Raw genomic sequence first — 20,700 nt, forward strand, 5'->3', positions numbered from 1 at the left:
GGATACGTGAGCGAAACAGCCTTGCCGAAAGATGACTCGCGACCGGTGCTTGATGCACCTGTTGATGCTCCTTTTGATGTAGTGCCGCCGCCAGCTGCCGAGCAGCGTCGAGGCAACGGTCTGGCAATCCTCGCGCTGCTGCTGGGCGCGGCCGGTGTCGCGGTGGGCGGTTGGGGTGTCTGGCAGGTGCGTCACCTGCAGGCCAACAACCTGCAGCAACTGAGCCAGGTTCAGGCATTGAACGACCAGGCGCAGAACCTCAAGCTCAATGAGGAACGCCTGAGCGCGCGCCTGGCGCAAATGCCTGCCGCCGATGAGTTGGAGGCGCGCAGTCGCCTGGTGATCCAGTTGCAAGGAGATCAGCAGCGTTTGAACCAGCGCCTGGAAACCGTCCTCGGCGCCAGCCGCAAGGACTGGCGTCTGGCCGAGGCTGAGCACCTGTTGCGTCTGGCCAGCCTGCGACTGTCTGCCTTGCAGGACATCAGCAGCGCCCTGGCATTGGTCCAGGGGGCCGACGAGATACTGCGCGAACAGAATGATCCGGGCTCCTTCGCCGCTCGCGAGCAGGTGGCCAAGACCCTGATCGCCTTGCGCAGTACCGAACAACCGGATCGCACCGGGCTGTTCCTGCGTCTGGGCGCGCTGCGCGATCAAGTGACCGGCCTCACCGAACTGGCACCGGAGTATAAGGACCGTGGCGATTCGTTGCTGGGCCTGACCGCCGATGGCGATGGTGCCAGTCGCTGGGCGCAATGGTGGGATCAGATTTCGCGCTATATCCGTATCGATTTCAATGCCGACAAAAACGTTCGCCCATTGCTGGCTGGCCAGAGCCTGAGTCAGGTCCGCCTGGCCCTGAGTCTGGCGCTGGAACAGGCGCAATGGGCCGCACTCAACGGCCAGGCTGCGGTTTACTCACAGGTGCTGGACGAAGCTCAAGATATCCTCAAGGGCAACTTCAATCCGGATAACGGGCAAAGCAAAGCCATGCTTGAGCAGGTGGCCGAGTTGAGCAAGCAACCCGTCACCGTCGTCACACCGGACATGACCGGAACACTGAGCGCGGTGCAGGGGTATCTGGAGCGGCGCAACGTCAACGCCGAGGACTCGGTCAAGCCACTGGCCAAGCCCGCCGCGAACACCGCGCCGGAGGCCACGCCATGAGACGCCTCTATGTGATCGTGTTCCTCGTTGTGGCCGCTACCGCTGCGCTGGGGTTGGCGATTGCCCAGCATTCCGGTTACGTACTGATTGCCTACAAGACCTTCCGCTATGAGTCGAGCCTGTGGGCTACTTTGGCCCTGGTGGCTGTGCTCTGGCTGGTGGTCTGGGGCATCAAGTCGCTGGTCGAACTGGTGATGGCTTCCAGTGGCGTGGTCAATCCGTGGTCGCGGCGTAACCGCAGTCGTCGGGTGCAGGTGGCGATCGAACACGGTCAGTTGGACTTGGCCGAGGGTCGCTGGGCCAGTGCGCAACGGCACTTGCACAGGGCCGCCGAAGCTGAACGCCAGCCGCTGCTTTACTACCTCGGCGCGGCCCGTGCCGCGAACGAACTGGGCAAATACGAAGAAAGCGACAACCTGCTGGAGCGTGCCCTGGAGCGTCAGCCCCAGGCCGAGTTGGCGATCGCCTTGAACCACGCCCAGCTGCAGACTGACCGCGGTGATACCGAAGGTGCCCTCACTACCCTGCAGGCCATGCGTGAGCGCCACCCGCATAACGCACAGACCCTGCGTCAGTTGCAGCGCCTGCTTCAGCAGCGTGGCGACTGGTCGGCTCTGATTCGCCTGCTGCCGGAGCTGCGCAAGGACAAAATCCTGTCGGCGGCCGAACTCGTCGAGCTTGAGCGTCGGGCCTGGGGGGCGAACCTGTCTCTGGCGGCGCAACGGGAAGACGATGGTGCGGTGGGGCAGCAATCGCTCGAACGTGCCTGGCAGCAACTGACCTCGGCACAACGCCAGGAGCCGCAGCTGGTGCTCGCGTATGCCGAGCAACTGCGGCAGCTGGGTGCTCATGTCGAGGCCGAAGAAGTGCTGCGCACCGCTCTGAAGCGCGACTACGACAGCCATCTGGCACGTCTCTATGGACTGGTTCGCGGCAATGATCCGACCCGCCAGCTACAGGCCGCCGAAGGTTGGCTCAAGGACCATCCGGCCGATCCGGGCCTGCTGCTGACATTGGGTCGCCTGTGCCTGCAAAACAGTTTGTGGGGCAAGGCACGGGACTACCTGGAAAGCAGCCTGCGAGTACAACGCAATCCGGAAGCCTGTGCGGAGCTGGCACGCTTGCTGGCGCAAATGGGCGATACCGAGCGCAGCAACCAGCTGTTTCAGGAAGGCCTGGGGTTGCTGGATGAGCGCTTGCTCGCAGCGCCTCTGCCTGTAGCCGTGCGAGCTTGAGCCGTTCACTGGCGCCAGGCTCGGGCGTCTGATCGACGAGCTGTGGCGAGGGAGCCATCGCCCTTGCCGCAGTACGATAATGGGTGAAATTCAGTCGCCAAATCTCGTCGCAGACAAAGTCCTACAAAGGACTGCATTTTATCCTCTCGCGTGCGTCGAGATTTCCCTACATCTGCGCTGAAGTCTCTGTGGGCACTTGCCTTGAAAGGCCGTCGCGCTTTCCTCTACCGTAACGGTCTGTCACTACTTTTACGGAAAAGCCATGTCATTGGCCTGCTCACGTTCATTGTTTTTCATGGCTTTCGTTGGAAGTGCCCTGGCGATGGGCGTTTCCTTTTACCTTGAATATGCGGTCGGCCTGCGGCCTTGCGGCTTGTGTCTTGCGCAACGATTTTGCCTGGCGCTCCTGACCGCTGTCTGCCTGATGGCTTCGGTCCATGGCCCTGGTCGCGCCGGCAACGTTCTGTATTGGCTGCTCGGTCTTGGTTGCAGCCTGGCCGGCGCGGTCACGGCGTGGTGGCAAGTCCTGCTGCAAAATCTTCCAATGGAGCACGCAGCGGCATGCTCGACCCATCTGGCGGATCTGTTCGCCAGTTCTCCGTGGCTATCCGTCCTGCAGCAAGTGTTCGAGGGCGCTGCCGATTGTGTGGAAATTTCCTGGACGCTGTTCGATATGAGTCTCACCGAGTGGAGTCTGCTGTTCTTCGTCGCGATGATGGTCCTGGCCGTTTACCAATCGTTGCGACTGGTCTGGATCAGCTATCAGCGACCACTCGGCGGCGAGTCGTCGCACCGGGCCTTTGCGGGCGATTAAACACTTGTATGAACTTTATCGCCTGCGTACCTTGAAGCCAATGTCGCGCGGGCATAATCTGCCCGCACGTGTCATTGGAATTATGTTGCTCGATGACGCTCTGCCTGACCGCCCACCGACGTTACAAGAGGCGAACGGGCATAGAGCAGCTGACCCACAAGGGAAGAGAGATCACCATGCTCGAAAGTTGTCAGAATGCTCAGGAACGCTGGGGTGGAGTGCACCTGCTGATCGATCGCTGGTTACAGGAGCGCAAAGAGCTGATCGATGCCTACGACAAGCTTGGCGCAAAGCCTGAGGCGCTCGGTGAGGATCGTAAACCCTTGCAGGAGTTCTGCGGCGTGCTGGTCGATTACGTATCGGCCGGGCATTTCGAAATCTACGAGCAACTGACGGGGGAGGCCAAGGCCTTCAACGACAAGCGTGGGCTGGAACTCGCCGAGACCCTCTACCCGCGCATCGATGTCATCACTGAAAAGCTGCTTGCGTTCAATGACCTTTGCGACGAAGGCAAATGCGTTGCGGAGAAGTTCAAGGAGCTGGGTGGCCTGTTGCACGAACGCTTCGAACTGGAAGATTGCCTGATCGAAGTGCTGCACACCGCTCACAAGGAAGCCGATTCGGTTCAGGCATGAGTCGCTTCCCGCAAGACCCTCAAACGGCGTGCCACGGCACGCCGTTTTTCATTTCCGCGATCAGCTGGTTGCACCGCGCAATTCAACTTCGAACACCAGTGGCGTGAACGGTGCGATCACGTCACCGGCACCATCGGCGCCATAGGCCTGGGCCGATGGAATCACCAGTCGCCATTTCGCTCCGACCGGCATGTTTTGCAATGCGCTGCGCCATCCGGCGATCACGCTGTCGAGACTGAACCATTGTGGCTGACTGTTCTGATCGAACACTGTGCCGTCGGGCAAGCGCCCGATGTACAGCACCTGCACCTTGCCGTTCGGTCCGGCTTTGGCGCCAGTGCCTGGTGTCAATTCGGTCAGCAGCACGCCATCAGGCAGTTCGCGTACGCCGGGTCTGGCTTTTTCTGCGGCGAGAAAACGCTGTTCTTTTTCCAGTGCCATTTCGCTTTGCGGCTCGGCTGACTGCATGGCGATCCGCGCTTCATGTTCGGTCAATATCTGCTGGATCTGCTCGTCCTTCAGCGTCAGCGGTTTGCCCTGGTAGGCCTGCTGCAACCCTTCGACCAGTGCCTGGAGTTGCAGGTCGGGAGCCTCCTGGCGCAAGCGTTCGCCAAGGCTTGCACCCAGGCTGTAGGCGAGATCGTGGGCTTCATTTTCCTGTGTTGTTCCCGCGGCTTGAGCCGCCGAAAAAAACACGCTCAGCGATAAAAAAAGGTAGCGCGACATGGGCACTCTCCGACCTGAATTGCGGGCGATTATGCCAGCGAGAAAGCGCACAACGGAGAACTGCTTTCGCAACGACGCAGAAGTTTTTCAGTCCTTTGCAACGCAACGCTTTCGATAGTGTCAACATGCCCTAGCGGCGGTTGCAGCAGAGGTCTAGTATGAGCCGCACTCACTTCAGCCAGGAGGTAAACCATGTCGGCCACCAAGAAGCCAGTAAACACTCCATTGCATCTGCTCCAACAACTCTCGGGCAGCTTGCTCGAGCATCTGGAAACCGCTTGTTCCGAAGCCTTGGCTGATGCTGAAAAACTGCTCGCCAAACTGGAAAAGCAGCGCGGAAAAGCGCAAGAAAAACTGCACAAGTCCCGCACCAAATTGCAGGACGCTGCGGCGGCCGGAAAAGCCAAGGCACAAGCCAAGGCCAAGGCCGCAGTGGCTGATCTTGAGGAACTGCTCGACGCCCTCAAGGATCGTCAGTCGGAAACCCGCGGCTACATTCTGCAACTCAAGCGCGATGCCCAGGAAAGCCTGAAACTGGCCCAGGGCGTTGGTCGTGTACAAGAGGCTGTCGGCAAGGCGTTGTCCCTGCGTGCGGCCAAGCCAGCCGCGGCTCCTGCGAAGAAAGCCGCCGCCAAACCGGTTGCTGCAAAAGCACCGGCCAAGCCTGCTGCTGCCAAGCCAGTCGCTGCCAAACCAGTAGCGAAAACTGCAGCTGCCAAACCTGCTGCAAAACCGGCTGCGAGAAAACCGGCTGCTGCCAGCGCCGCAAAACCCGCTGCTAAAACCACAACTGCCAAGCCAGCCGCTGCACGACCTGCTGCTGCAAAAACAGCTGCTGCCAAACCAGCCGTGGCTAAAACCGCCGCCGCCAAACCGGCTGCAAAACCAGCGGCAAAACCGGCCGCTAAACCGGCTGTCCGGACTGCTGCTGCAAAACCTGCCGCCAAGCCGGCGGCCAAACCCGTCGCTGCAAAACCAGCAGCCAAGCCAGCGGCAAAACCTGCTGTAAAAGCGGCTGCCAAACCTGCTGCCAAGCCAGCCGCAAAACCAGCTGCAGCCAAACCAGCGGCCGCCAAGCCGGCAGCTGCCAAGCCAGTTGCAGCCAAACCTGCTGCTGCAAAACCAGCGGCCAAACCTGCAGTGAGAAAGCCGGTTGCCGCCAAGCCAGCCGCCGCACCTGTTGCCAAGCCAGTCGTTCCAGCTGCGCCAGCAACACCTGCTCCGGCAGTCACTACCTCGACAGCCGCGCCAGCACCAGCGCCTGCCGCAACGTCGAGCGTTGTAACCACCCCAACCAGCGCTTCCTAAGTGCCGGTTACCGCGACGCGCAGCTGATGCAGCGCGTCGCGGTGCAGGTGGGCGGTACCCGCCGCCGCACCTTCCAGCCAGGCCGATAGATCGGTCCGGGCATCTTGCGGCCAACTCTGCGTCGCACTCTCGAGCCGCAACAACAGATGCCGCTCGGCTTCCAGCTCCAGTGCTTTCAATTGCTCGCGCAGGTTGTGCAAATCGGCGTCTACCATGGCTGTGGCCTTCCATTGTGTGCGCAAGGCTCGCAACGGAAGCACGACATCGCTGTCCCAAGGGGCGGCCACACTGCGCAGTTGCTGCAAGCGCTGCTCATTGCAGGCCACGCCTCGTTGTCCCAGCCAGGCAGCACACAGCAGCAGACACACGTTGACCCCCGCCGACTGCAATTGCAGGCATGCCTGCTCAACGCCCGGTCGGGCATAGGTGCTCAGGGAAAAGCTCCACAGGTCAGAGGACATAGTGCTACTCGCGCCAGTTGCGAGCGAAGCTGGTAGACTCCGCCGCCATTATGATTCGACTTCAGAACCTGACTTTACAGCGTGGCCCGCAACGTCTGCTAGAAGACGCCGAGCTGACCCTGCACGCCGGCCAGAAAGCCGGCCTTATCGGTGCCAACGGCGCCGGCAAATCGAGCCTGTTCGCCTTGCTTCGGGGTGAGCTGCACCCGGACTCGGGTGATTGCTTCCTGCCGGCCGACTGGCGTATCGCCCACATGCGCCAGGAGGTCGATACCCTCGAACGCCTGGCGGTCGACTACGTGCTCGATGGCGACCTGCGCCTGCGCCAGGTGCAACGCGACCTGGCGGCAGCCGAAGCGGCCCATGACGGTGCCGCACAGGCCCGTCTGCACTCGGAACTCGACAGCGCCGACGGGTACACCGCCGACGCCCGGGCCCGCAAGTTGCTGGCCGGCCTTGGGTTCACCAACGAGCAGATGGATCGTCAGGTCGGGGATTTCTCCGGTGGCTGGCGGATGCGTCTGAACCTGGCCCAGGCCTTGATGTGCCCATCGGACCTGTTGCTGCTCGACGAGCCGACCAACCACCTCGACCTCGACGCCATCATCTGGCTTGAGGAATGGCTCAAGAGCTATCCCGGCACCTTGATGCTGATTTCCCACGACCGCGACTTCCTCGACGCCGTGGTCGATCACGTGGCTCACGTCGATCAGCGCAAGATCACCCTGTACCGCGGTGGCTACAGCGCCTTCGAGCGCGCCCGTGCCGAACGCCTGGCCCAGCAACAGCAGGCCTACGAGAAGCAACAGGCGCAACGTGCGCACATGGAAAGCTACATCGCCCGCTTCAAGGCCCAGGCCACCAAGGCCCGCCAGGCCCAAAGCCGGATCAAGGCCCTTGAGCGGATGGAAGAGCTGACCGCGGCCCATGTCGATTCGCCGTTCGATTTCGTCTTCCGCGAATCGCAGAAGATTTCCAGCCCGCTGATCGATCTGTCCGATGCCCGATTGGGCTACGGCGACAAAGCCGTGCTGGAGAAGGTCAAGCTGCAACTGACCCCGGGTGCGCGAATCGGTCTGCTCGGACCGAACGGCGCCGGTAAATCGACTTTGATCAAGAACCTTGCCGGTGAGCTCTCGCCATTGACCGGTCGCTTGACCCGTGGCGAGAACACCGTGGTCGGTTACTTCGCCCAACACCAGCTCGACTCTCTGGATTCCAAGGCCAGCCCGTTGCTGCACTTGCAGCGCCTGGCGCCGACCGAGCGCGAGCAGACCCTGCGCGACTTCCTCGGAGGTTTCGACTTCCGTGGGGCACGGGTCGACGAGCCGGTGCTGAATTTCTCCGGTGGTGAAAAGGCGCGCCTGGCGTTGGCCTTGATCGCCTGGGATCGACCGAACCTGTTGCTGCTCGACGAACCGACCAACCACCTGGACCTGGAAATGCGCCTGGCGCTGACCATGGCCCTGCAGGAGTTCAGTGGCGCGGTACTGGTGGTCTCTCACGACCGTCATCTGCTTAAAAGCACCACCGACAATTTCTATCTGGTGGCCGACGGCAAGGTCGAAGAGTTCGACGGCGACCTGGAAGACTACACCCGTTGGCTGGTGGACTACCGTCAGCGCAATGCGCCGGTCAGCAACACCCCGGTCAACCCGGACAAGACCGACAAGAAAGCCCAGCGTCAGGTCGCTGCTGCATTGCGTCAGCAACTGGCACCGCACAAACGCGAAGCTGACAAGCTTGAAAACGAGTTGGGCAAGCTCCACGAAAAACTGGCGAAGATCGATGCCAGCCTCGGCGACAGTGACATCTACGAGCCGGCACGCAAGAACGAGTTGCGTGATCTGCTGGCCGAACAGGCCAAACTGAAGGTGCGTGAGGCGGAGCTGGAAGAAGCATGGATGCAAGCCCTGGAGTTGCTGGAAAGCATGCAGGCGGAGCTGGAGTCGCTGTCCTGATGGATGCCTTCAAGCTGCCGCTGCCGGTGGAGTGGGCGGAGCCGATCTGGCTTGGCGTGCAAATTTTGCTGATCCTGCTCGCCGGCTATTTCACCCAGCGCTTCGTTGCCAAAGGCCTGACCCGCCTCGGTGAGCGTTACCCGTTCCCACCGCAGCTGATGATGCCGCTGCGGGGCGGTTTGCGCTGGCTGATCATGGGCAGCGCGCTGATTTTCGTCCTGGAGCGGCTCGGTGTATCGGCCACAGTGCTCTGGACTGCGTTGTCCGGTTTTGTCGCGGTCGCGGCGGTGGCGTTTTTCGCCATGTGGAGCGTGCTGTCAAACCTGCTGTGCGCGATCCTGATCTTTACCGTCGGCCCGTTCCGCCTGGGTGACGTGGTCGAGTTGGTGGACACCACCGACAAGCCCGGCGTCAAAGGCCGGGTGGTGGCGATCAACCTCCTTTACACCACGCTGATCGAGGCCGAAGAGCTCGGCACAGGCAGCGCCATGGTGCAGGTGCCCAACAGTCTGTTCTTCCAGCGTTCGGTGCGGCGCTGGCGCGGGACGGAAGTGTTTCCTTCCAGCGGGTTTGAAAAGTAAGCCTTCTATTGCCTGTCAGATTGCTTTCGCGAGCAGGCTCGCTCCCACCGTTGATCTTCAGTGGACACAAATTTTGTGAGCGCCTGACAGCCCATGTGGGAGCGAGCCTGCTCGCGAAGGGGCCCGCCGCCGCGAACGCTGGTCGGCAACCCTTGTGTCCTGCAAAAAATCGGTAGTCATCGGCCCAAAGCCGCATTAGCTTAGACGTCTGTCACGAGTCTGAGTCGAGGTGTGCAATGGAGCTTCAAACATGGCTGGCGTTTTTTGCCGCCTGCTGGGTGATCAGTCTGTCCCCCGGTGCCGGCGCCATTGCGTCGATGTCCAGTGGTCTGCAGTACGGCTTCTGGCGCGGTTATTGGAACGCCCTGGGCCTGCAGTTGGGCCTGGCTTTGCAGATCGCCATTGTCGGTGCCGGTGTGGGCGCGATTCTTACAGCGTCGGCCACAGCCTTCTACGCGATCAAATGGTTCGGCGTGGCGTATCTGGTCTATCTCGCCATCAAGCAATGGCGCGCGCTGCCCAGCGACATGAGCGATGACGCGGCCGTGCGCCAGATCGGCAAGCCGATGGCCCTGGTGTTCCGTGGCTTCCTGGTGAACGTCAGCAACCCCAAGGCGCTGGTGTTCATGCTGGCGGTGTTGCCGCAGTTCATCGATCCCCATGCTCCGCTGCTGATTCAGTATCTGGTGATCGGCGTGACCATGATCTGTGTCGACCTGATCGTCATGGCCGGCTACACCGGTCTGGCGTCCAGGGTGCTGCGTATGCTGCGTACACCGAAACAGCAAAAACGCATGAACCGGACCTTTGCCGGGCTGTTCATTGGCGCGGCGGCGTTTATGGCTACGTTGCGCAGAGCCGCAGTCTGAATCGGCTGAAACCCGAAAAGGCGACCCAAGCGGTCGCCTTTTTTATTGGAGTATCAGTACCTTGGAATACCTGCGATGTCGCGGGAAGTCCCGACAACACTTGAGCGAAACCGGCTGGGCGTTAACAATATGTAACTTCGTTTTTCACATTGAGATTCATTCATGGTTGCCCCCTCCCGTTTTCTGGCCTGGCTGGTGCTGCCGCTGTTCGCGGTGTGCAGCTTTCAGTCACTGGCCGCACCTGCCGAAGGTGCGCCGCAGGCGCTGCACTTGCTCGATTACATCGGCGCGGATTACCCGGACACGGTGCAGGCGGGCAGCATCATGGACCAGGCCGGATTTCACGCGCAGCAAGAGTCGGTCAAGACGCTGGGAAGTTTGATGGCGGGCCTGCCGGCCAAACCGGAAAAAACTGCACTGGAGCAAAGCCTGGTCACGCTGGGGAATTCAATCGGCGCCCGTCAGGACGGTGCCGACGTCACTCGCCAGGCCCGGCAACTGGGTGCGAAGCTGGCCGTGGCCTATGAAGTCAGTCAGGCCCCGATCATTACGCCAGACCCGTCGCGTGGGGCGCCGCTGTACGCTCAGCATTGTTCGGTCTGCCATGGCGACACGGGCGCCGGAGACGGCCCGGCAGGTGTCGGCATGACGCCAGCGCCATCCAATCTGCGCGATGCCGCGCGGCTGGATCGACTAAGTCTCTACGCGCTCTACGGCGCCTTGGGCCAGGGCATTGAAGGTACGGACATGCCAGCCTTTGCCGACCAACTGGATGATCGCCAGCGTTGGGACCTGGCCACCTACATCGCCAGCTTCAGTGTCGACCCGGCGACAGCCCAGGCTGAGAAGACCTACAACATTGCCGACCTGGCTCGTCGGACCCCGGCCGAAGTGCAGGCTGTAGAAGGCCCGCAAGCCGCCGCGACGTTTCGTGCCCAGCGCGCGCAGCCACCGCAGGCCAAGCGTGGCCCGGCACAATTGCTCGACTACACCGCAGCCACGCTGGACAAGAGCGTCGCGGCGTATCGCGCCGGCGAGCACGACCAGGCTTATGACTTATCGGTAGCGGCGTATCTGGAAGGCTTCGAGCTGGTCGAAAGCTCGCTGGACAACATTGACGCCAACGTCCGTAAAGACACCGAAAAATCCCTGATGGCCTACCGTCAGTCGTTACAGGATGGCCTGCCGGTGACAGACGTCGAGCAGCGTCTGGACGCGGCCAAGGCCAAGTTGAAGGCGTCAGCCGATCTGTTGGGCAGCGACGGTTTGAGCTGGTCGCTGAGTTACATCTCCGGCTTGCTGATTCTGCTGCGCGAAGGCCTGGAAGCGATTCTGGTGCTGGCGGCGATCCTGGCTTTCCTGCGTAACACGGGTCAGCAGGCGGCGGTGCGCAGCGTCAACGTCGGTTGGGGCCTGGCCTTTCTGGCGGGGCTGGGTACCTGGGCGCTGGCAGCCTATGTGATTGATGTCAGCGGCTCGCAGCGTGAATTGCTGGAAGGCGCGACAGCGCTGTTTGCCAGCGTCATGGTGTTGTGGCTGGGCGTGTGGATGCATGACCGTCGTCACGCGGCGGCCTGGCAGGATTACATCAAGACCAGCCTGGTGGGCGGCGGCGGGCGTTTCGGCTTCGCGATCCTGGCGTTTTTCTCGGTGTATCGCGAACTGTTCGAAGTGATCCTGTTCTACGAAACCCTGTGGCTGCAGGCGGGGCCAGCGGGGCATAACGCGGTGCTGGCCGGTGGGGCCACGGCGCTGGTGCTGCTGATCGGCCTGGCCTGGGTGATTTTGCGCGGTTCGGCGAAGCTGCCGCTGGCGCTATTCTTCAGCATCAACGCTGGTCTGTTGTGCGCCTTGTCGGTGGTGTTTGCCGGACATGGCGTGAAAGCGCTGCAGGAAGCCGGGATCTTCGGCACTCGGCCTGTGCCGTTCTTTGAATTCGACTGGCTGGGGATCCACGCCGATGCCTATTCGCTGAGTGCCCAGGCTGTGGCGATCCTTGCGATTGTCCTGCTTTATGGGCGTAGTCGGGTGGCTGAGCGGCAGCGGGTGCAGGTTTCTTGAACAGCACTCGCTGGATCGGATACTCACGCGGCTAGCCCGCAAACTGTAGGAGCGGGTGCCCGCTTGCGGCAAGCTCGCGATGGACGTCAACGATGACACAGGCAACCTGACACTCCACGGTGTCTGGTCTTCCATCGCGAGCATGCTCGCTCCTACAAGTCCTGAACCGTGTCAGGCATCGTTTTCGTGGGTCAACTCCAGTACCCGGTCGACCAGCTTGTTGATCCCGGATGCCACTTCACTGATCGATTGCGCCAGCATGTAAGCCGGGGTGCTCACCAGTTTGCGCGCCTTGTCTTCGACGATGTCATTGACCGCGCAATCGGTATGGGTCGCACCCATCTTGTTCATCGCGGCAGCGGTGTCGGTGTCATTACCAATGGTGCAGGTAACGCCGGGGCCATAGATCTTCGCTGCCAGGGCCGGGGAAATGCACATCAGGCCTACCGGTTTGCCGGCCTCGGCAAAGGCTTCGGTCAGCGCCAGGACATCCGCTTGAACGGTGCAGCCGGCACCTTCGATGGCGAAGTTGGACAGGTTCTTGGCCGAGCCGAAGCCGCCGGGCACGATCAGCGCGTCGAATTCATCGACGTCCGCGTCACGGATATCCTTGATGTTGCCCCGGGCAATCCGCGCCGATTCCACCAGCACATTGCGCGATTCGGGCATTTCTTCGCCGGTCAGGTGATTGATCACATGCAACTGCTCGATGTTCGGTGCGAAACATTGCACCTGGGCTCCGCGCTGGTCCAGGCGCAGCAAGGTGATGATGCTCTCGTGGAGCTCGGCGCCGTCGTACACGCCACAACCGGAAAGTATCACTGCAACTTTTTTGCTCATGGGCTTTTCTCCAGATTCATGGCGTCAAATGTCCACTAATTTGTCACTCGTTGCCATAGCGTTGATTCACGCTTGCACATAATGTCGGTCTTCAAGATTCCGACCAGGGCGCGCCATGGAGTTCATTCTGTATGCGGTGCCGTTCTTCTTCGTGCTGATCGCCGTCGAACTGTTGGCCGACCGTTGGCGCGGGGTGAGCAATTATCGGCTGGCGGACGCGATCAACAGCATCAGCACCGGCGTGCTGTCGACCACCACGGGCTTGCTGACCAAAGGCGTGGGGTTGCTGACCTACGCGTTCGCCCTCAAGCATGTGGCGCTGTTCGAGTTGTCGGCCGACAGTGTCTGGACCTGGGTGTTTGCCTTCGTCTTCTACGATTTCTGCTACTACTGGCTGCATCGCTTGGGCCACGAACGCAACATCCTCTGGGCCGCGCATTCGGTGCATCACCAGAGCGAGGACTACAACCTGTCCACGGCGTTGCGCCAGACCAGCACCGGATTCCTCCTGAGCTGGATCTTCTATCTGCCGATGGCCGTGTCTGGCGTGCCGCTGTTGGTGTTCGTCAGTGTTGCGGCGCTGAACCTGCTGTATCAGTTCTGGGTGCACACCCGACACATTCCCAAGCTTGGCTGGTTCGAATGGTTCTTCGTCACGCCATCCAATCATCGGGCTCACCATGCACAGAACGCTCTCTACATGGATCGCAACTACGGTGGTGTGTTCATTGTTTGGGACCGTCTGTTCGGCTCGTTCCAGGAAGAAGACGACAACGAGCCGGTGATCTTCGGCGTGACCACACCGTTGGCGAGCTGGAATCCTGTGTGGGCGAATGTGCAGTTCTATGCGCAGTTGTGGGCGGATGCACGGCGTGCCGACAGCACCTGGGACAAACTTCGGATCTGGTTCATGCGCACCGGTTGGCGTCCGGCGGACGTGGCCGCCAAATACCCGATGCACAAGCCGGACCTGAGCCTTTTCCGCAAATTCGAGGTGCCGCTGGACGGACGTCAGCAGCTCTACGTGCTGTTGCAGTTCTGCGTCTACATCGCGCTGGGCAGTTATCTGATGAGCCTTGAGCCGAAGCTGCCAGTCACCGCCCTGGTGTTGGGCTGGAGCTCAGTGGCGTTCGGTCTGTTTGTGCTGGGCGTGGCCCTGGAAAATCGCCCGTGGGCGTTGAAGCTGGAGCTGCTGCGGCTGGCATCGAATCTGCCATTGGCATGGCTGGCTCCGCTGGTGGGGCTGTGGCCGGCCAGCGCGGTGGGCTGGATCGGCCTGCTCGCTTACAGTCTGTTGAGCGGTATCGGCCTCTACTGTTGTAGAAACCGCATCACTCGGTTGGCGTCGTAGGACCTTCGATCTTGCTTCGTTCGGCCTTCATGGCTTGCTCGTCGGCGTAGATCTGTTTGGCCAGGCGGGCATTCTTGAGGCGCCGACGCAACCACAGTACAAAGCCCAGGACCAGCAGGGCGCCGAGCACCCAGAGTTCATACTTCTTCACGCTGCCGAGTATGCCTTCGAGCACTGCGCCGAAATGGTACGCGGCCGCCGCCAATGCCGCAGCCCAGATCGCCGCACCGATGCCGTTGAGCAGCAGGTAACGGCCCGGCGGATAGCCCGACAGGCCGATGGCCACCGGCATGACCGTGCGCAAACCGTAGACGAAGCGGAAGCTCAGCACCCAGATGTCCGGATGCTTGCGAATGTGTTCCAGTGCCCGGTCACCCATCATTTGCCAGCGCGGCTTGCGCGCCAGCAGCTTGCGGCCGTGCTTGCGCCCCAGGAAATACCACAGTTGGTCGCCGGCGTAGCTGCCGAAGAAGGCCACGATCATCACCAGGTTCAAGTCCATGTATCCACGGAACGCGAGGAAACCCGCGAGTACCAGGATGGTTTCGCCTTCGAAGAACGTGCCTAGAAAGAGGGCAAAGTAGCCGAAGTCATGCAGAAATTGTTGGAGCATTGTCTGGGTGCTGGCGAAATGAACGCGAAGCCTAACCCTTCGGACACATTCAGGAAAGTGTCCAAATGTGTCTCGACGTGAACATTTCCTACAACGACAATGGAATGCGGCTACGTGTCACATCGTGCACATAACTGTAATACGTTAGTCATAATAGCCGCTTATAACTGTCACGCTCGCCCGTAAGCGCGGGCTGAGGAGTCTGCCGTGAGCTTTACCCCCGCCAACCGTTTGTTCCCCGCAACCCGCCTGCGCCGCAACCGTCGCGACGACTTCTCGCGTCGCCTGGTCCGTGAAAACGTCCTGACGGTCGATGACCTGATCTTGCCAGTGTTCGTGCTGGACGGTGAAAACCGTCGTGAAGCGGTAGCCTCGATGCCAGGTGTCGAACGCCTGACCATCGACCTGTTGCTGGAAGAGGCGGCCAAGTGGGTCGAGCTGGGGATACCGGCACTGGCGCTGTTCCCGGTGACACCCGCGGAACTCAAGTCCCTGGACGCCGCCGAAGCGTGGAACCCGCAAGGCATCGCCCAACGCGCGACCCGTGCGCTGCGTGCGCGATTCCCTGAGCTGGGCGTGATCACCGACGTTGCCCTGGACCCGTTCACCACCCACGGCCAGGACGGCATTCTTGATGAAGAAGGCTATGTGCAGAACGACATCACCGTCGACGCACTGGTCAGGCAGGCCCTGTCCCATGCCGAAGCTGGCGCTCAGGTCGTGGCTCCATCCGACATGATGGACGGTCGCATCCAGGCGATCCGCGAAGCCCTCGAAGTGGCCGGTCACGTCAATGTGCGGATCATGGCCTATTCGGCCAAGTACGCCAGTGCCTATTATGGCCCGTTCCGCGATGCGGTCGGTTCGGCGCTGAATCTGGGCAAGGCCAACAAGGCCTCCTATCAGATGGACCCGGCCAACAGCAACGAAGCACTGCACGAAGTGGCGGCGGACTTGTCAGAAGGTGCAGACATGGTCATGGTCAAGCCAGGCATGCCGTACCTGGACATCCTGTGCCGGGTAAAAGAAGAATTCAAAGTGCCGACCTTTGTCTATCAAGTCAGCGGCGAATATGCCATGCACATGGCGGCGATCCAGAATGGCTGGTTGAGCGAAGGGGTTATCCTCGAATCCCTGACCGCTTTCAAACGTGCAGGCGCTGATGGCATCCTGACGTACTTTGCCGTTCGTGCCGCTCAATTGTTACGAGAGCAGAAATAGCCCTCCCAGGAACATGTGATGAATACCGAAGGACTCACTGAAGTTGCCGTACAAGATGCTCAACCCGTGGTAGAGCAAATCGCCGAGACCCCGCCGGAACTGGAGCCTGCTTCGCCAGTGGTGGTAGCCGAAGCCGCTGCGGCGGCACCGGCGATTGCCATACCCGGTCTGGATGACAGCAGCCTGTACATCCACCGCGAGCTGTCGCAACTACAGTTCAACATCCGCGTGCTGGAACAGGCGCTGGACGAGTCCTATCCATTGCTGGAGCGGCTGAAGTTTCTGCTGATCTTCTCCAGCAACCTGGACGAGTTCTTCGAGATTCGCGTCGCCGGCCTGAAGAAGCAGATCACCTTCGCCCGTGAACAGGCGGGCGCCGATGGTCTGCAACCGCATCAGGCGTTGGCGCGCATCAGCGAACTGGTGCATGGTCACGTCGACCGTCAGTACGCGATCCTCAACGACATTCTGTTGCCGGAACTGGAGAAACATCAGGTCCGTTTCATCCGTCGCCGCCACTGGACGACCAAACTGAAAACCTGGGTCCGTCGCTATTTCCGCGACGAGATCGCACCGATCATTACTCCGATCGGCCTCGACCCGACTCACCCGTTCCCGTTGCTGGTGAACAAGAGCCTGAACTTTATCGTCGAGCTCGAAGGTATCGATGCCTTCGGTCGCGACTCCGGTCTGGCGATCATTCCGGCACCGCGCCTGCTGCCGCGGATCATCAAGGTTCCGGAAGAGGTCGGTGGCTCTGGCGACAACTATGTGTTCCTGTCGTCGATGATCCACGCCCATGCCGATGACCTGTTCCAGGGCATGAAGGTCAAGGGCTGCTACCAGTTCCGCCTGACCCGAAACGCCGACCTGGCACTGGACTCCGAAGACGTAGAAGACCTGGCCCGCGCCTTGCGCGGTGAACTGTTCTCCCGTCGCTACGGTGACGCAGTTCGCCTGGAAGTGGCCGACACCTGCCCGAAACACCTCTCCGACTACCTGCTCAAGCAGTTCAACCTGGGCGAGACCGAGCTGTATCAGGTCAACGGTCCGGTGAACCTGACGCGTCTGTTCAGCATCACGGGGCTGGACAGCCAGCGTGAACTGCAGCATCTGCCGTTCACCCCGCAGATTCCGAAGCTGCTGCAGAACAGCGAGAACATTTTCAGCGTGATCAGCAAGCAGGACATCCTGCTGTTGCACCCGTTCGAATCGTTCACCCCAGTGGTCGACCTGCTTCGCCAGGCCGCCAAGGATCCGCATGTGTTGGCGGTGCGCCAGACCCTGTATCGCTCCGGCGCCAACTCGGAAATCGTCGATGCGCTGGTGGATGCGGCACGCAACGGCAAGGAAGTCACTGCGGTGATCGAGTTGCGTGCGCGGTTCGACGAAGAGTCCAACCTGCAATTGGCCAGCCGCCTGCAAGCGGCCGGTGCGGTGGTGATCTACGGCGTGGTCGGCTTCAAGACCCACGCCAAGATGATGCTGATTCTGCGGCGCGAAGCGGGTGAAATCGTCCGTTACGCGCACCTCGGCACCGGTAACTACCATGCCGGTAACGCGCGCCTGTACACCGACTACAGCCTGCTGACTTCCGACGACGCCTTGTGCGAAGACGTCGGCAAACTGTTCAGCCAGCTGATCGGCATGGGCAAGACACTGCGCATGAAGAAGTTGCTGCACGCGCCGTTCACCCTGAAGAAGGGCATGCTCGACATGATTGCCCGCGAAACCCAGTTCGCCCTCGACGGCAAGCCGGCGCACATCATCGCCAAGTTCAACTCGCTGACCGATCCGAAGATCATCCGCGCGCTGTACAAGGCCAGCCAGTCGGGCGTGCGCATCGACCTGGTGGTGCGCGGCATGTGCTGCCTGCGGCCGGGCATCGCCGGGGTTTCCCACAACATCCACGTGCGCTCGATCATCGGCCGCTTCCTGGAACACACCCGGGTCTTCTACTTCCTCAACGGCGGCGACGAGCAGATGTTCCTGTCCAGTGCCGACTGGATGGAGCGCAACCTCGACAAGCGTGTCGAGACGTGCTTCCCGGTGGAGGGCAAGAAGCTGATCATGCGGGTCAAGAAAGAGCTGGAGTTGTATCTGACCGATAACACCCACAGCTGGAGCCTGCAGTCGGACGGTCGTTACATCCGTAATACACCGACCGGCAACCAGAACCCACGCAGTGCCCAGGCGACATTGCTGGAGCGCTTGGGTAGCCCGATCCTGGCTGTGCGGTAACGCATAAACCCTGTAGGAGCGGGTGCCCGCTTGCGGCATGCTGGCGATAGCGGAGTGTCAGTTGACATCAATGTTGGCTGATCCGACGCCATCGCGAGCATGCTCGCTCCTACAGGGGGGCTAGCGGGCGGTCAGCACGATATCAACCCGTGTCAGCCATTGCGCTTCAATTTCAAAGTCGGCCTGGGTCAGCTGGTTTTCGTCCAGCCAGTTTTCCGGGAACACCACTTCCAGGTGGTTGTCATGGGCGTTCAGTTCCACCTGGGGCATTTGCTGGGTGCCGCGGATGTGGTGGAACAGGATCGCAAAGCGCAGCAGCACGCACAGGCGAATCAGCTTGGTGCCGTCGTCGCCGAACTCGGCGAACTTGTCCTTGGGAATGTTGCGCCGGTGGCCGCGCACCAGTAGCGCGAGCATCAACTGGTCTTCGCGGGAGAAGCCGGCGAGGTCGGAGTGCTCGATCAGGTAGGCGCCATGCTTGTGGTACTGGTAGTGAGCGATGTCCAGGCCAACCTCATGGACCTTGGCCGCCCAGCCGAGCAGTTCGCGCCAGACGCCGTCTTCCAGATCCCAGTCCGCGGCCACCTGGTCGAACGCATGCAACGCCTTGCGCTCGACCCGAACCACCTGTTCCTGATCGACGTGGTAGCGCTCCATCAGCGAAGTGAGGGTGCGTTCGCGCACGTCTTCGTGATGATGGCGGCCCAGCAGGTCATAGAGCACGCCCTCGCGCAGGGCGCCTTCGCAGTGATCCATGCGTTGCAGTTCGAGGGAGTCGAAGATCGCTTCGAGGATCGCCAGGCCCGCCGGGAAGATCGCCCGGCGATCCGGCTTGATGCCGTCGAAATCGATTTTCTCGACGTCGCCCAGCTTGATCAGTTTGCGCTTGAGCCACGCCAGGCCTTCGGCATTGACCTCGCCGGTGCCGTGGCCGCCAGCCTTCAGCGCCAGACCGATGGCGCGGATGGTGCCCGAGGAGCCGATGGCTTCATCCCAGGTCAGGCGGTGCAGGGCGTGCTCGATACTCATGATCTCCAGCCGCGCCGCAGTGTACGCCTGGGCGTAGCGGGCCGGGGTGATCTTGCCGTCCTTGAAATAGCGCTGGGTATAGCTGACGCAGCCCATCTGCAGGCTTTCGCGCAGCAGCGGTTCGAAGCGCTGGCCAATGATGAATTCGGTGCTGCCGCCGCCAATGTCGGCCACCAGGCGCTTGCCCGGGGTGTCAGCGAGGGTGTGGGACACGCCGAGGTAGATCAGGCGCGCTTCTTCACGACCGGAGATGACTTCCACCGGGTGGCCGAGGATTTCTTCGGCGCGATGGATGAATTCGGCGCGGTTGCGGGCTTCGCGCAGGGCGTTGGTGCCGACGATGCGAACGGCGCCGGAGGGCATGCCGCTGATCAGTTGGGCGAAGCGCTTGAGGCAGTCGAGCCCGCGCTGCATCGATTCTTCGCTGAGGTGGCGTTCTTCGTCGATGCCAGCGGCCAGCTGAACCTTCTCCCCGAGACGCTCGAGAATACGGATCTCGCCGTTCTGGGCCTTGGCCACGACCATGTGAAAACTGTTGGAGCCCAGGTCGATTGCAGCGATCAGGGACAGATTCTTGGCTTGGGATTGCGGCATGGTCGGGGTCTCGGTCGATAACCTCGACATCGTGCCACGATCAAAGGCTGCCGCCAACGCGCAGTGTTCAAAGCCTTGATCCTGGGCAGTTACAACGCGGACTGATGCTCGGTTAATCGCGAGCAGTTTCGCTCCCACATCGGGTTGTGGTGTTCTGGGCGAACAGCTGCTGACCGATCCAGTTCAGCAGCTGGCGCGTTATCAGTGCCATGCACAGGTACATCAGTGCGGTCAGGGCGTAGGTTTCGAAGGCGCGCGCATTGCGCGATTGAATGACATCGGCGACGAAGCTCAGCTCCTGGGTAGAGATCAGGGAACACACCGACGAGCCGAGCATGACGATGATGATCTGGTTGCTCAGGGCCGGCCAGGCGTTGCTCAGGGCGGGACGCAGGGCTTCGACGCGAGGCCGGGGAGTGGTCTGGAGGCTGTCGCGGATGATGTCCGTGGCATGTGCACCCAGGTTGATTACCATCGCCAATGCCGCGGCCTGCCAAGGTGAGATCGGCACGCCGAGGGCTGGCAGGCCAAAGAAGATGCACAGCAGTTGCATCAGGAACGGCGTATTGCGAATCAGCTCGACATAGACGCCGAAAATCGCAGCGAACGGGCGGATGTTCCTCGCCCGCACCAGCGCACCAAGGGCGCCGATGCTCAGCCCGAGCACCGCGCCGATGGCCGTCAGCTCGAGGGTGAACTGCGCGCCGCGCAACAGCAGTTCAGTGTTGCCCACCATTGGCAGGAAATCGGACTGATAAGCCATGGTGTGTCCTCGAATCGGCCGCAAGTGAGATCTGCGATTCGATACAGCACGTGCCATGCCAGCCTGTGTCCGAGCGCACCACACGGGCTATCGGACTATTAATAGCCATGCGACGTGCACCGCAATAGCGCATTGTCGATGTGCTGTGAACGCCTTTGGGGCCGGAAACGGAAAAGACCGTTCATCCGGGCCGAGCGGTCACCAGGATCAGCCAGAACGCCACACTGCGGGAC

General features: G+C 61.2%; 18 protein-coding genes. 12 read left to right on the top strand and 6 right to left on the bottom strand.

What is annotated here, in order from left to right; translation table 11 throughout:
• The first annotated feature begins 6 nt into the window (after positions 1-6).
• From CAG47_RS04530 to rsd, 4 genes are all read left to right on the top strand, one after another.
• Positions 7-1,164 (top strand): uroporphyrinogen-III C-methyltransferase, encoded by a 1,158-nt coding sequence (locus CAG47_RS04530; RefSeq protein WP_085723733.1) that lies wholly within the window; start codon positions 7-9, stop codon positions 1,162-1,164.
• On the top strand, positions 1,161-2,399 hold the full coding sequence (locus tag CAG47_RS04535) for a heme biosynthesis protein HemY (protein ID WP_085723735.1): 1,239 nt from the start codon (positions 1,161-1,163) through the stop codon (positions 2,397-2,399). Before CAG47_RS04530 ends, CAG47_RS04535 begins: the two co-directional genes overlap by 4 nt.
• Positions 2,400-2,661: 262 nt before the next feature.
• Entirely contained in the window at positions 2,662-3,213 is a 552-nt protein-coding gene (locus CAG47_RS04540; RefSeq protein WP_085723737.1) for a disulfide bond formation protein B, read from the top strand.
• Positions 3,214-3,389: 176 nt separating this feature from the next.
• On the top strand, positions 3,390-3,848 hold the full coding sequence (gene rsd / locus CAG47_RS04545) for a sigma D regulator (RefSeq protein ID WP_085723738.1): 459 nt from the start codon (positions 3,390-3,392) through the stop codon (positions 3,846-3,848).
• 60 nt (positions 3,849-3,908) lie between these two features.
• Here the strand turns inward: rsd and CAG47_RS04550 are convergent, their stop codons facing one another.
• Entirely contained in the window at positions 3,909-4,574 is a 666-nt protein-coding gene (locus CAG47_RS04550) for an FKBP-type peptidyl-prolyl cis-trans isomerase (protein ID WP_085723740.1), read from the bottom strand.
• Between the two features lie 192 nt (positions 4,575-4,766).
• Here CAG47_RS04550 and CAG47_RS04560 point away from each other — a divergent pair, with 192 nt between their 5' ends.
• Positions 4,767-5,882 (top strand): AlgP family protein, encoded by a 1,116-nt coding sequence (locus tag CAG47_RS04560; RefSeq protein ID WP_085723744.1) that lies wholly within the window; start codon positions 4,767-4,769, stop codon positions 5,880-5,882.
• Here CAG47_RS04560 and CAG47_RS04565 read toward each other — a convergent pair.
• A complete protein-coding gene (locus CAG47_RS04565) occupies positions 5,879-6,343 on the bottom strand; it encodes a TIGR02444 family protein (RefSeq protein ID WP_085723745.1) in 465 nt (154 codons plus the stop codon). The two genes, CAG47_RS04560 and CAG47_RS04565, sit on opposite strands and share 4 nt — an antisense overlap.
• Before the next feature lie 50 nt (positions 6,344-6,393).
• Between CAG47_RS04565 and CAG47_RS04570 the strand changes: the two genes are divergently transcribed.
• The 4 genes from CAG47_RS04570 to CAG47_RS04585 all read left to right on the top strand — a co-directional run bounded on the left by CAG47_RS04570 (position 6,394) and on the right by CAG47_RS04585 (position 11,815).
• Positions 6,394-8,304: an ATP-binding cassette domain-containing protein gene (locus CAG47_RS04570; protein ID WP_085723746.1), complete on the top strand. Its 1,911-nt coding sequence runs from the start codon at positions 6,394-6,396 to the stop codon at positions 8,302-8,304.
• Positions 8,304-8,885, top strand: a complete 582-nt coding sequence (locus tag CAG47_RS04575; protein WP_085723747.1) for a mechanosensitive ion channel family protein — start codon at positions 8,304-8,306, stop codon at positions 8,883-8,885. Before CAG47_RS04570 ends, CAG47_RS04575 begins: the two co-directional genes overlap by 1 nt.
• A gap of 236 nt (positions 8,886-9,121) precedes the next feature.
• Positions 9,122-9,754: a homoserine/homoserine lactone efflux protein gene (gene rhtB / locus CAG47_RS04580; protein WP_085723748.1), complete on the top strand. Its 633-nt coding sequence runs from the start codon at positions 9,122-9,124 to the stop codon at positions 9,752-9,754.
• Between the two features lie 162 nt (positions 9,755-9,916).
• Entirely contained in the window at positions 9,917-11,815 is a 1,899-nt protein-coding gene (locus tag CAG47_RS04585; protein WP_085723749.1) for a cytochrome c/FTR1 family iron permease, read from the top strand.
• 171 nt (positions 11,816-11,986) lie between these two features.
• Here the strand turns inward: CAG47_RS04585 and elbB are convergent, their stop codons facing one another.
• Positions 11,987-12,655, bottom strand: coding sequence for an isoprenoid biosynthesis glyoxalase ElbB (gene elbB / locus CAG47_RS04590; protein ID WP_085723750.1), 669 nt, complete (start codon positions 12,653-12,655; stop codon positions 11,987-11,989).
• 115 nt (positions 12,656-12,770) lie between these two features.
• Here elbB and CAG47_RS04595 point away from each other — a divergent pair, with 115 nt between their 5' ends.
• Positions 12,771-14,006: a sterol desaturase family protein gene (locus CAG47_RS04595; RefSeq protein ID WP_085723751.1), complete on the top strand. Its 1,236-nt coding sequence runs from the start codon at positions 12,771-12,773 to the stop codon at positions 14,004-14,006.
• On the opposite strand, the gene CAG47_RS04600 is transcribed toward CAG47_RS04595, so the two are convergent.
• The gene (locus CAG47_RS04600; protein WP_085723752.1) at positions 13,987-14,619 is read right to left on the bottom strand and encodes a DedA family protein; all 633 of its coding nucleotides are present in this window, start codon (positions 14,617-14,619) and stop codon (positions 13,987-13,989) included. The two genes, CAG47_RS04595 and CAG47_RS04600, sit on opposite strands and share 20 nt — an antisense overlap.
• 207 nt (positions 14,620-14,826) lie before the next feature.
• Between CAG47_RS04600 and hemB the strand changes: the two genes are divergently transcribed.
• Entirely contained in the window at positions 14,827-15,840 is a 1,014-nt protein-coding gene (gene hemB, locus CAG47_RS04605) for a porphobilinogen synthase (RefSeq protein ID WP_085723753.1), read from the top strand.
• 18 nt (positions 15,841-15,858) lie between these two features.
• Positions 15,859-18,081 carry a polyphosphate kinase 1 gene (ppk1, locus tag CAG47_RS04610; RefSeq protein WP_085723754.1) on the top strand — a complete coding sequence of 741 codons (2,223 nt, stop codon included), beginning with the start codon at positions 15,859-15,861 and terminating at the stop codon, positions 18,079-18,081.
• Between the two features lie 120 nt (positions 18,082-18,201).
• On the opposite strand, the gene ppx is transcribed toward ppk1, so the two are convergent.
• A complete protein-coding gene (gene ppx / locus CAG47_RS04615; RefSeq protein ID WP_085723755.1) occupies positions 18,202-19,704 on the bottom strand; it encodes an exopolyphosphatase in 1,503 nt (500 codons plus the stop codon).
• 112 nt (positions 19,705-19,816) lie between these two features.
• On the bottom strand, positions 19,817-20,467 hold the full coding sequence (locus CAG47_RS04620; RefSeq protein WP_085723756.1) for an amino acid ABC transporter permease: 651 nt from the start codon (positions 20,465-20,467) through the stop codon (positions 19,817-19,819).
• Between the last annotated feature and the right edge of the window lie 233 nt (positions 20,468-20,700).

This window comes from Pseudomonas sp. R37(2017) (assembly GCF_002113375.1).
In the GTDB taxonomy this organism is placed as follows: domain Bacteria; phylum Pseudomonadota; class Gammaproteobacteria; order Pseudomonadales; family Pseudomonadaceae; genus Aquipseudomonas.

Bases quoted from the DNA above. Each gene is read 5' to 3' on its own strand.
- CAG47_RS04535 (WP_085723735.1), top strand. From the start codon at position 1,161: ATGAGACGCCTCTATGTGATCGTGTTCCTCGTTGTGGCCGCTACCGCT.
- CAG47_RS04540 (WP_085723737.1), top strand. From the start codon at position 2,662: ATGTCATTGGCCTGCTCACGTTCATTGTTTTTCATGGCTTTCGTTGGA.
- rsd (WP_085723738.1), top strand. From the start codon at position 3,390: ATGCTCGAAAGTTGTCAGAATGCTCAGGAACGCTGGGGTGGAGTGCAC.
- CAG47_RS04550 (WP_085723740.1), bottom strand. From the start codon at position 4,574: ATGTCGCGCTACCTTTTTTTATCGCTGAGCGTGTTTTTTTCGGCGGCT.
- CAG47_RS04560 (WP_085723744.1), top strand. From the start codon at position 4,767: ATGTCGGCCACCAAGAAGCCAGTAAACACTCCATTGCATCTGCTCCAA.
- CAG47_RS04565 (WP_085723745.1), bottom strand. From the start codon at position 6,343: ATGTCCTCTGACCTGTGGAGCTTTTCCCTGAGCACCTATGCCCGACCG.
- CAG47_RS04570 (WP_085723746.1), top strand. From the start codon at position 6,394: ATGATTCGACTTCAGAACCTGACTTTACAGCGTGGCCCGCAACGTCTG.
- CAG47_RS04575 (WP_085723747.1), top strand. From the start codon at position 8,304: ATGGATGCCTTCAAGCTGCCGCTGCCGGTGGAGTGGGCGGAGCCGATC.
- rhtB (WP_085723748.1), top strand. From the start codon at position 9,122: ATGGAGCTTCAAACATGGCTGGCGTTTTTTGCCGCCTGCTGGGTGATC.
- CAG47_RS04585 (WP_085723749.1), top strand. From the start codon at position 9,917: ATGGTTGCCCCCTCCCGTTTTCTGGCCTGGCTGGTGCTGCCGCTGTTC.
- elbB (WP_085723750.1), bottom strand. From the start codon at position 12,655: ATGAGCAAAAAAGTTGCAGTGATACTTTCCGGTTGTGGCGTGTACGAC.
- CAG47_RS04595 (WP_085723751.1), top strand. From the start codon at position 12,771: ATGGAGTTCATTCTGTATGCGGTGCCGTTCTTCTTCGTGCTGATCGCC.
- CAG47_RS04600 (WP_085723752.1), bottom strand. From the start codon at position 14,619: ATGCTCCAACAATTTCTGCATGACTTCGGCTACTTTGCCCTCTTTCTA.
- ppk1 (WP_085723754.1), top strand. From the start codon at position 15,859: ATGAATACCGAAGGACTCACTGAAGTTGCCGTACAAGATGCTCAACCC.
- ppx (WP_085723755.1), bottom strand. From the start codon at position 19,704: ATGCCGCAATCCCAAGCCAAGAATCTGTCCCTGATCGCTGCAATCGAC.
- CAG47_RS04620 (WP_085723756.1), bottom strand. From the start codon at position 20,467: ATGGCTTATCAGTCCGATTTCCTGCCAATGGTGGGCAACACTGAACTG.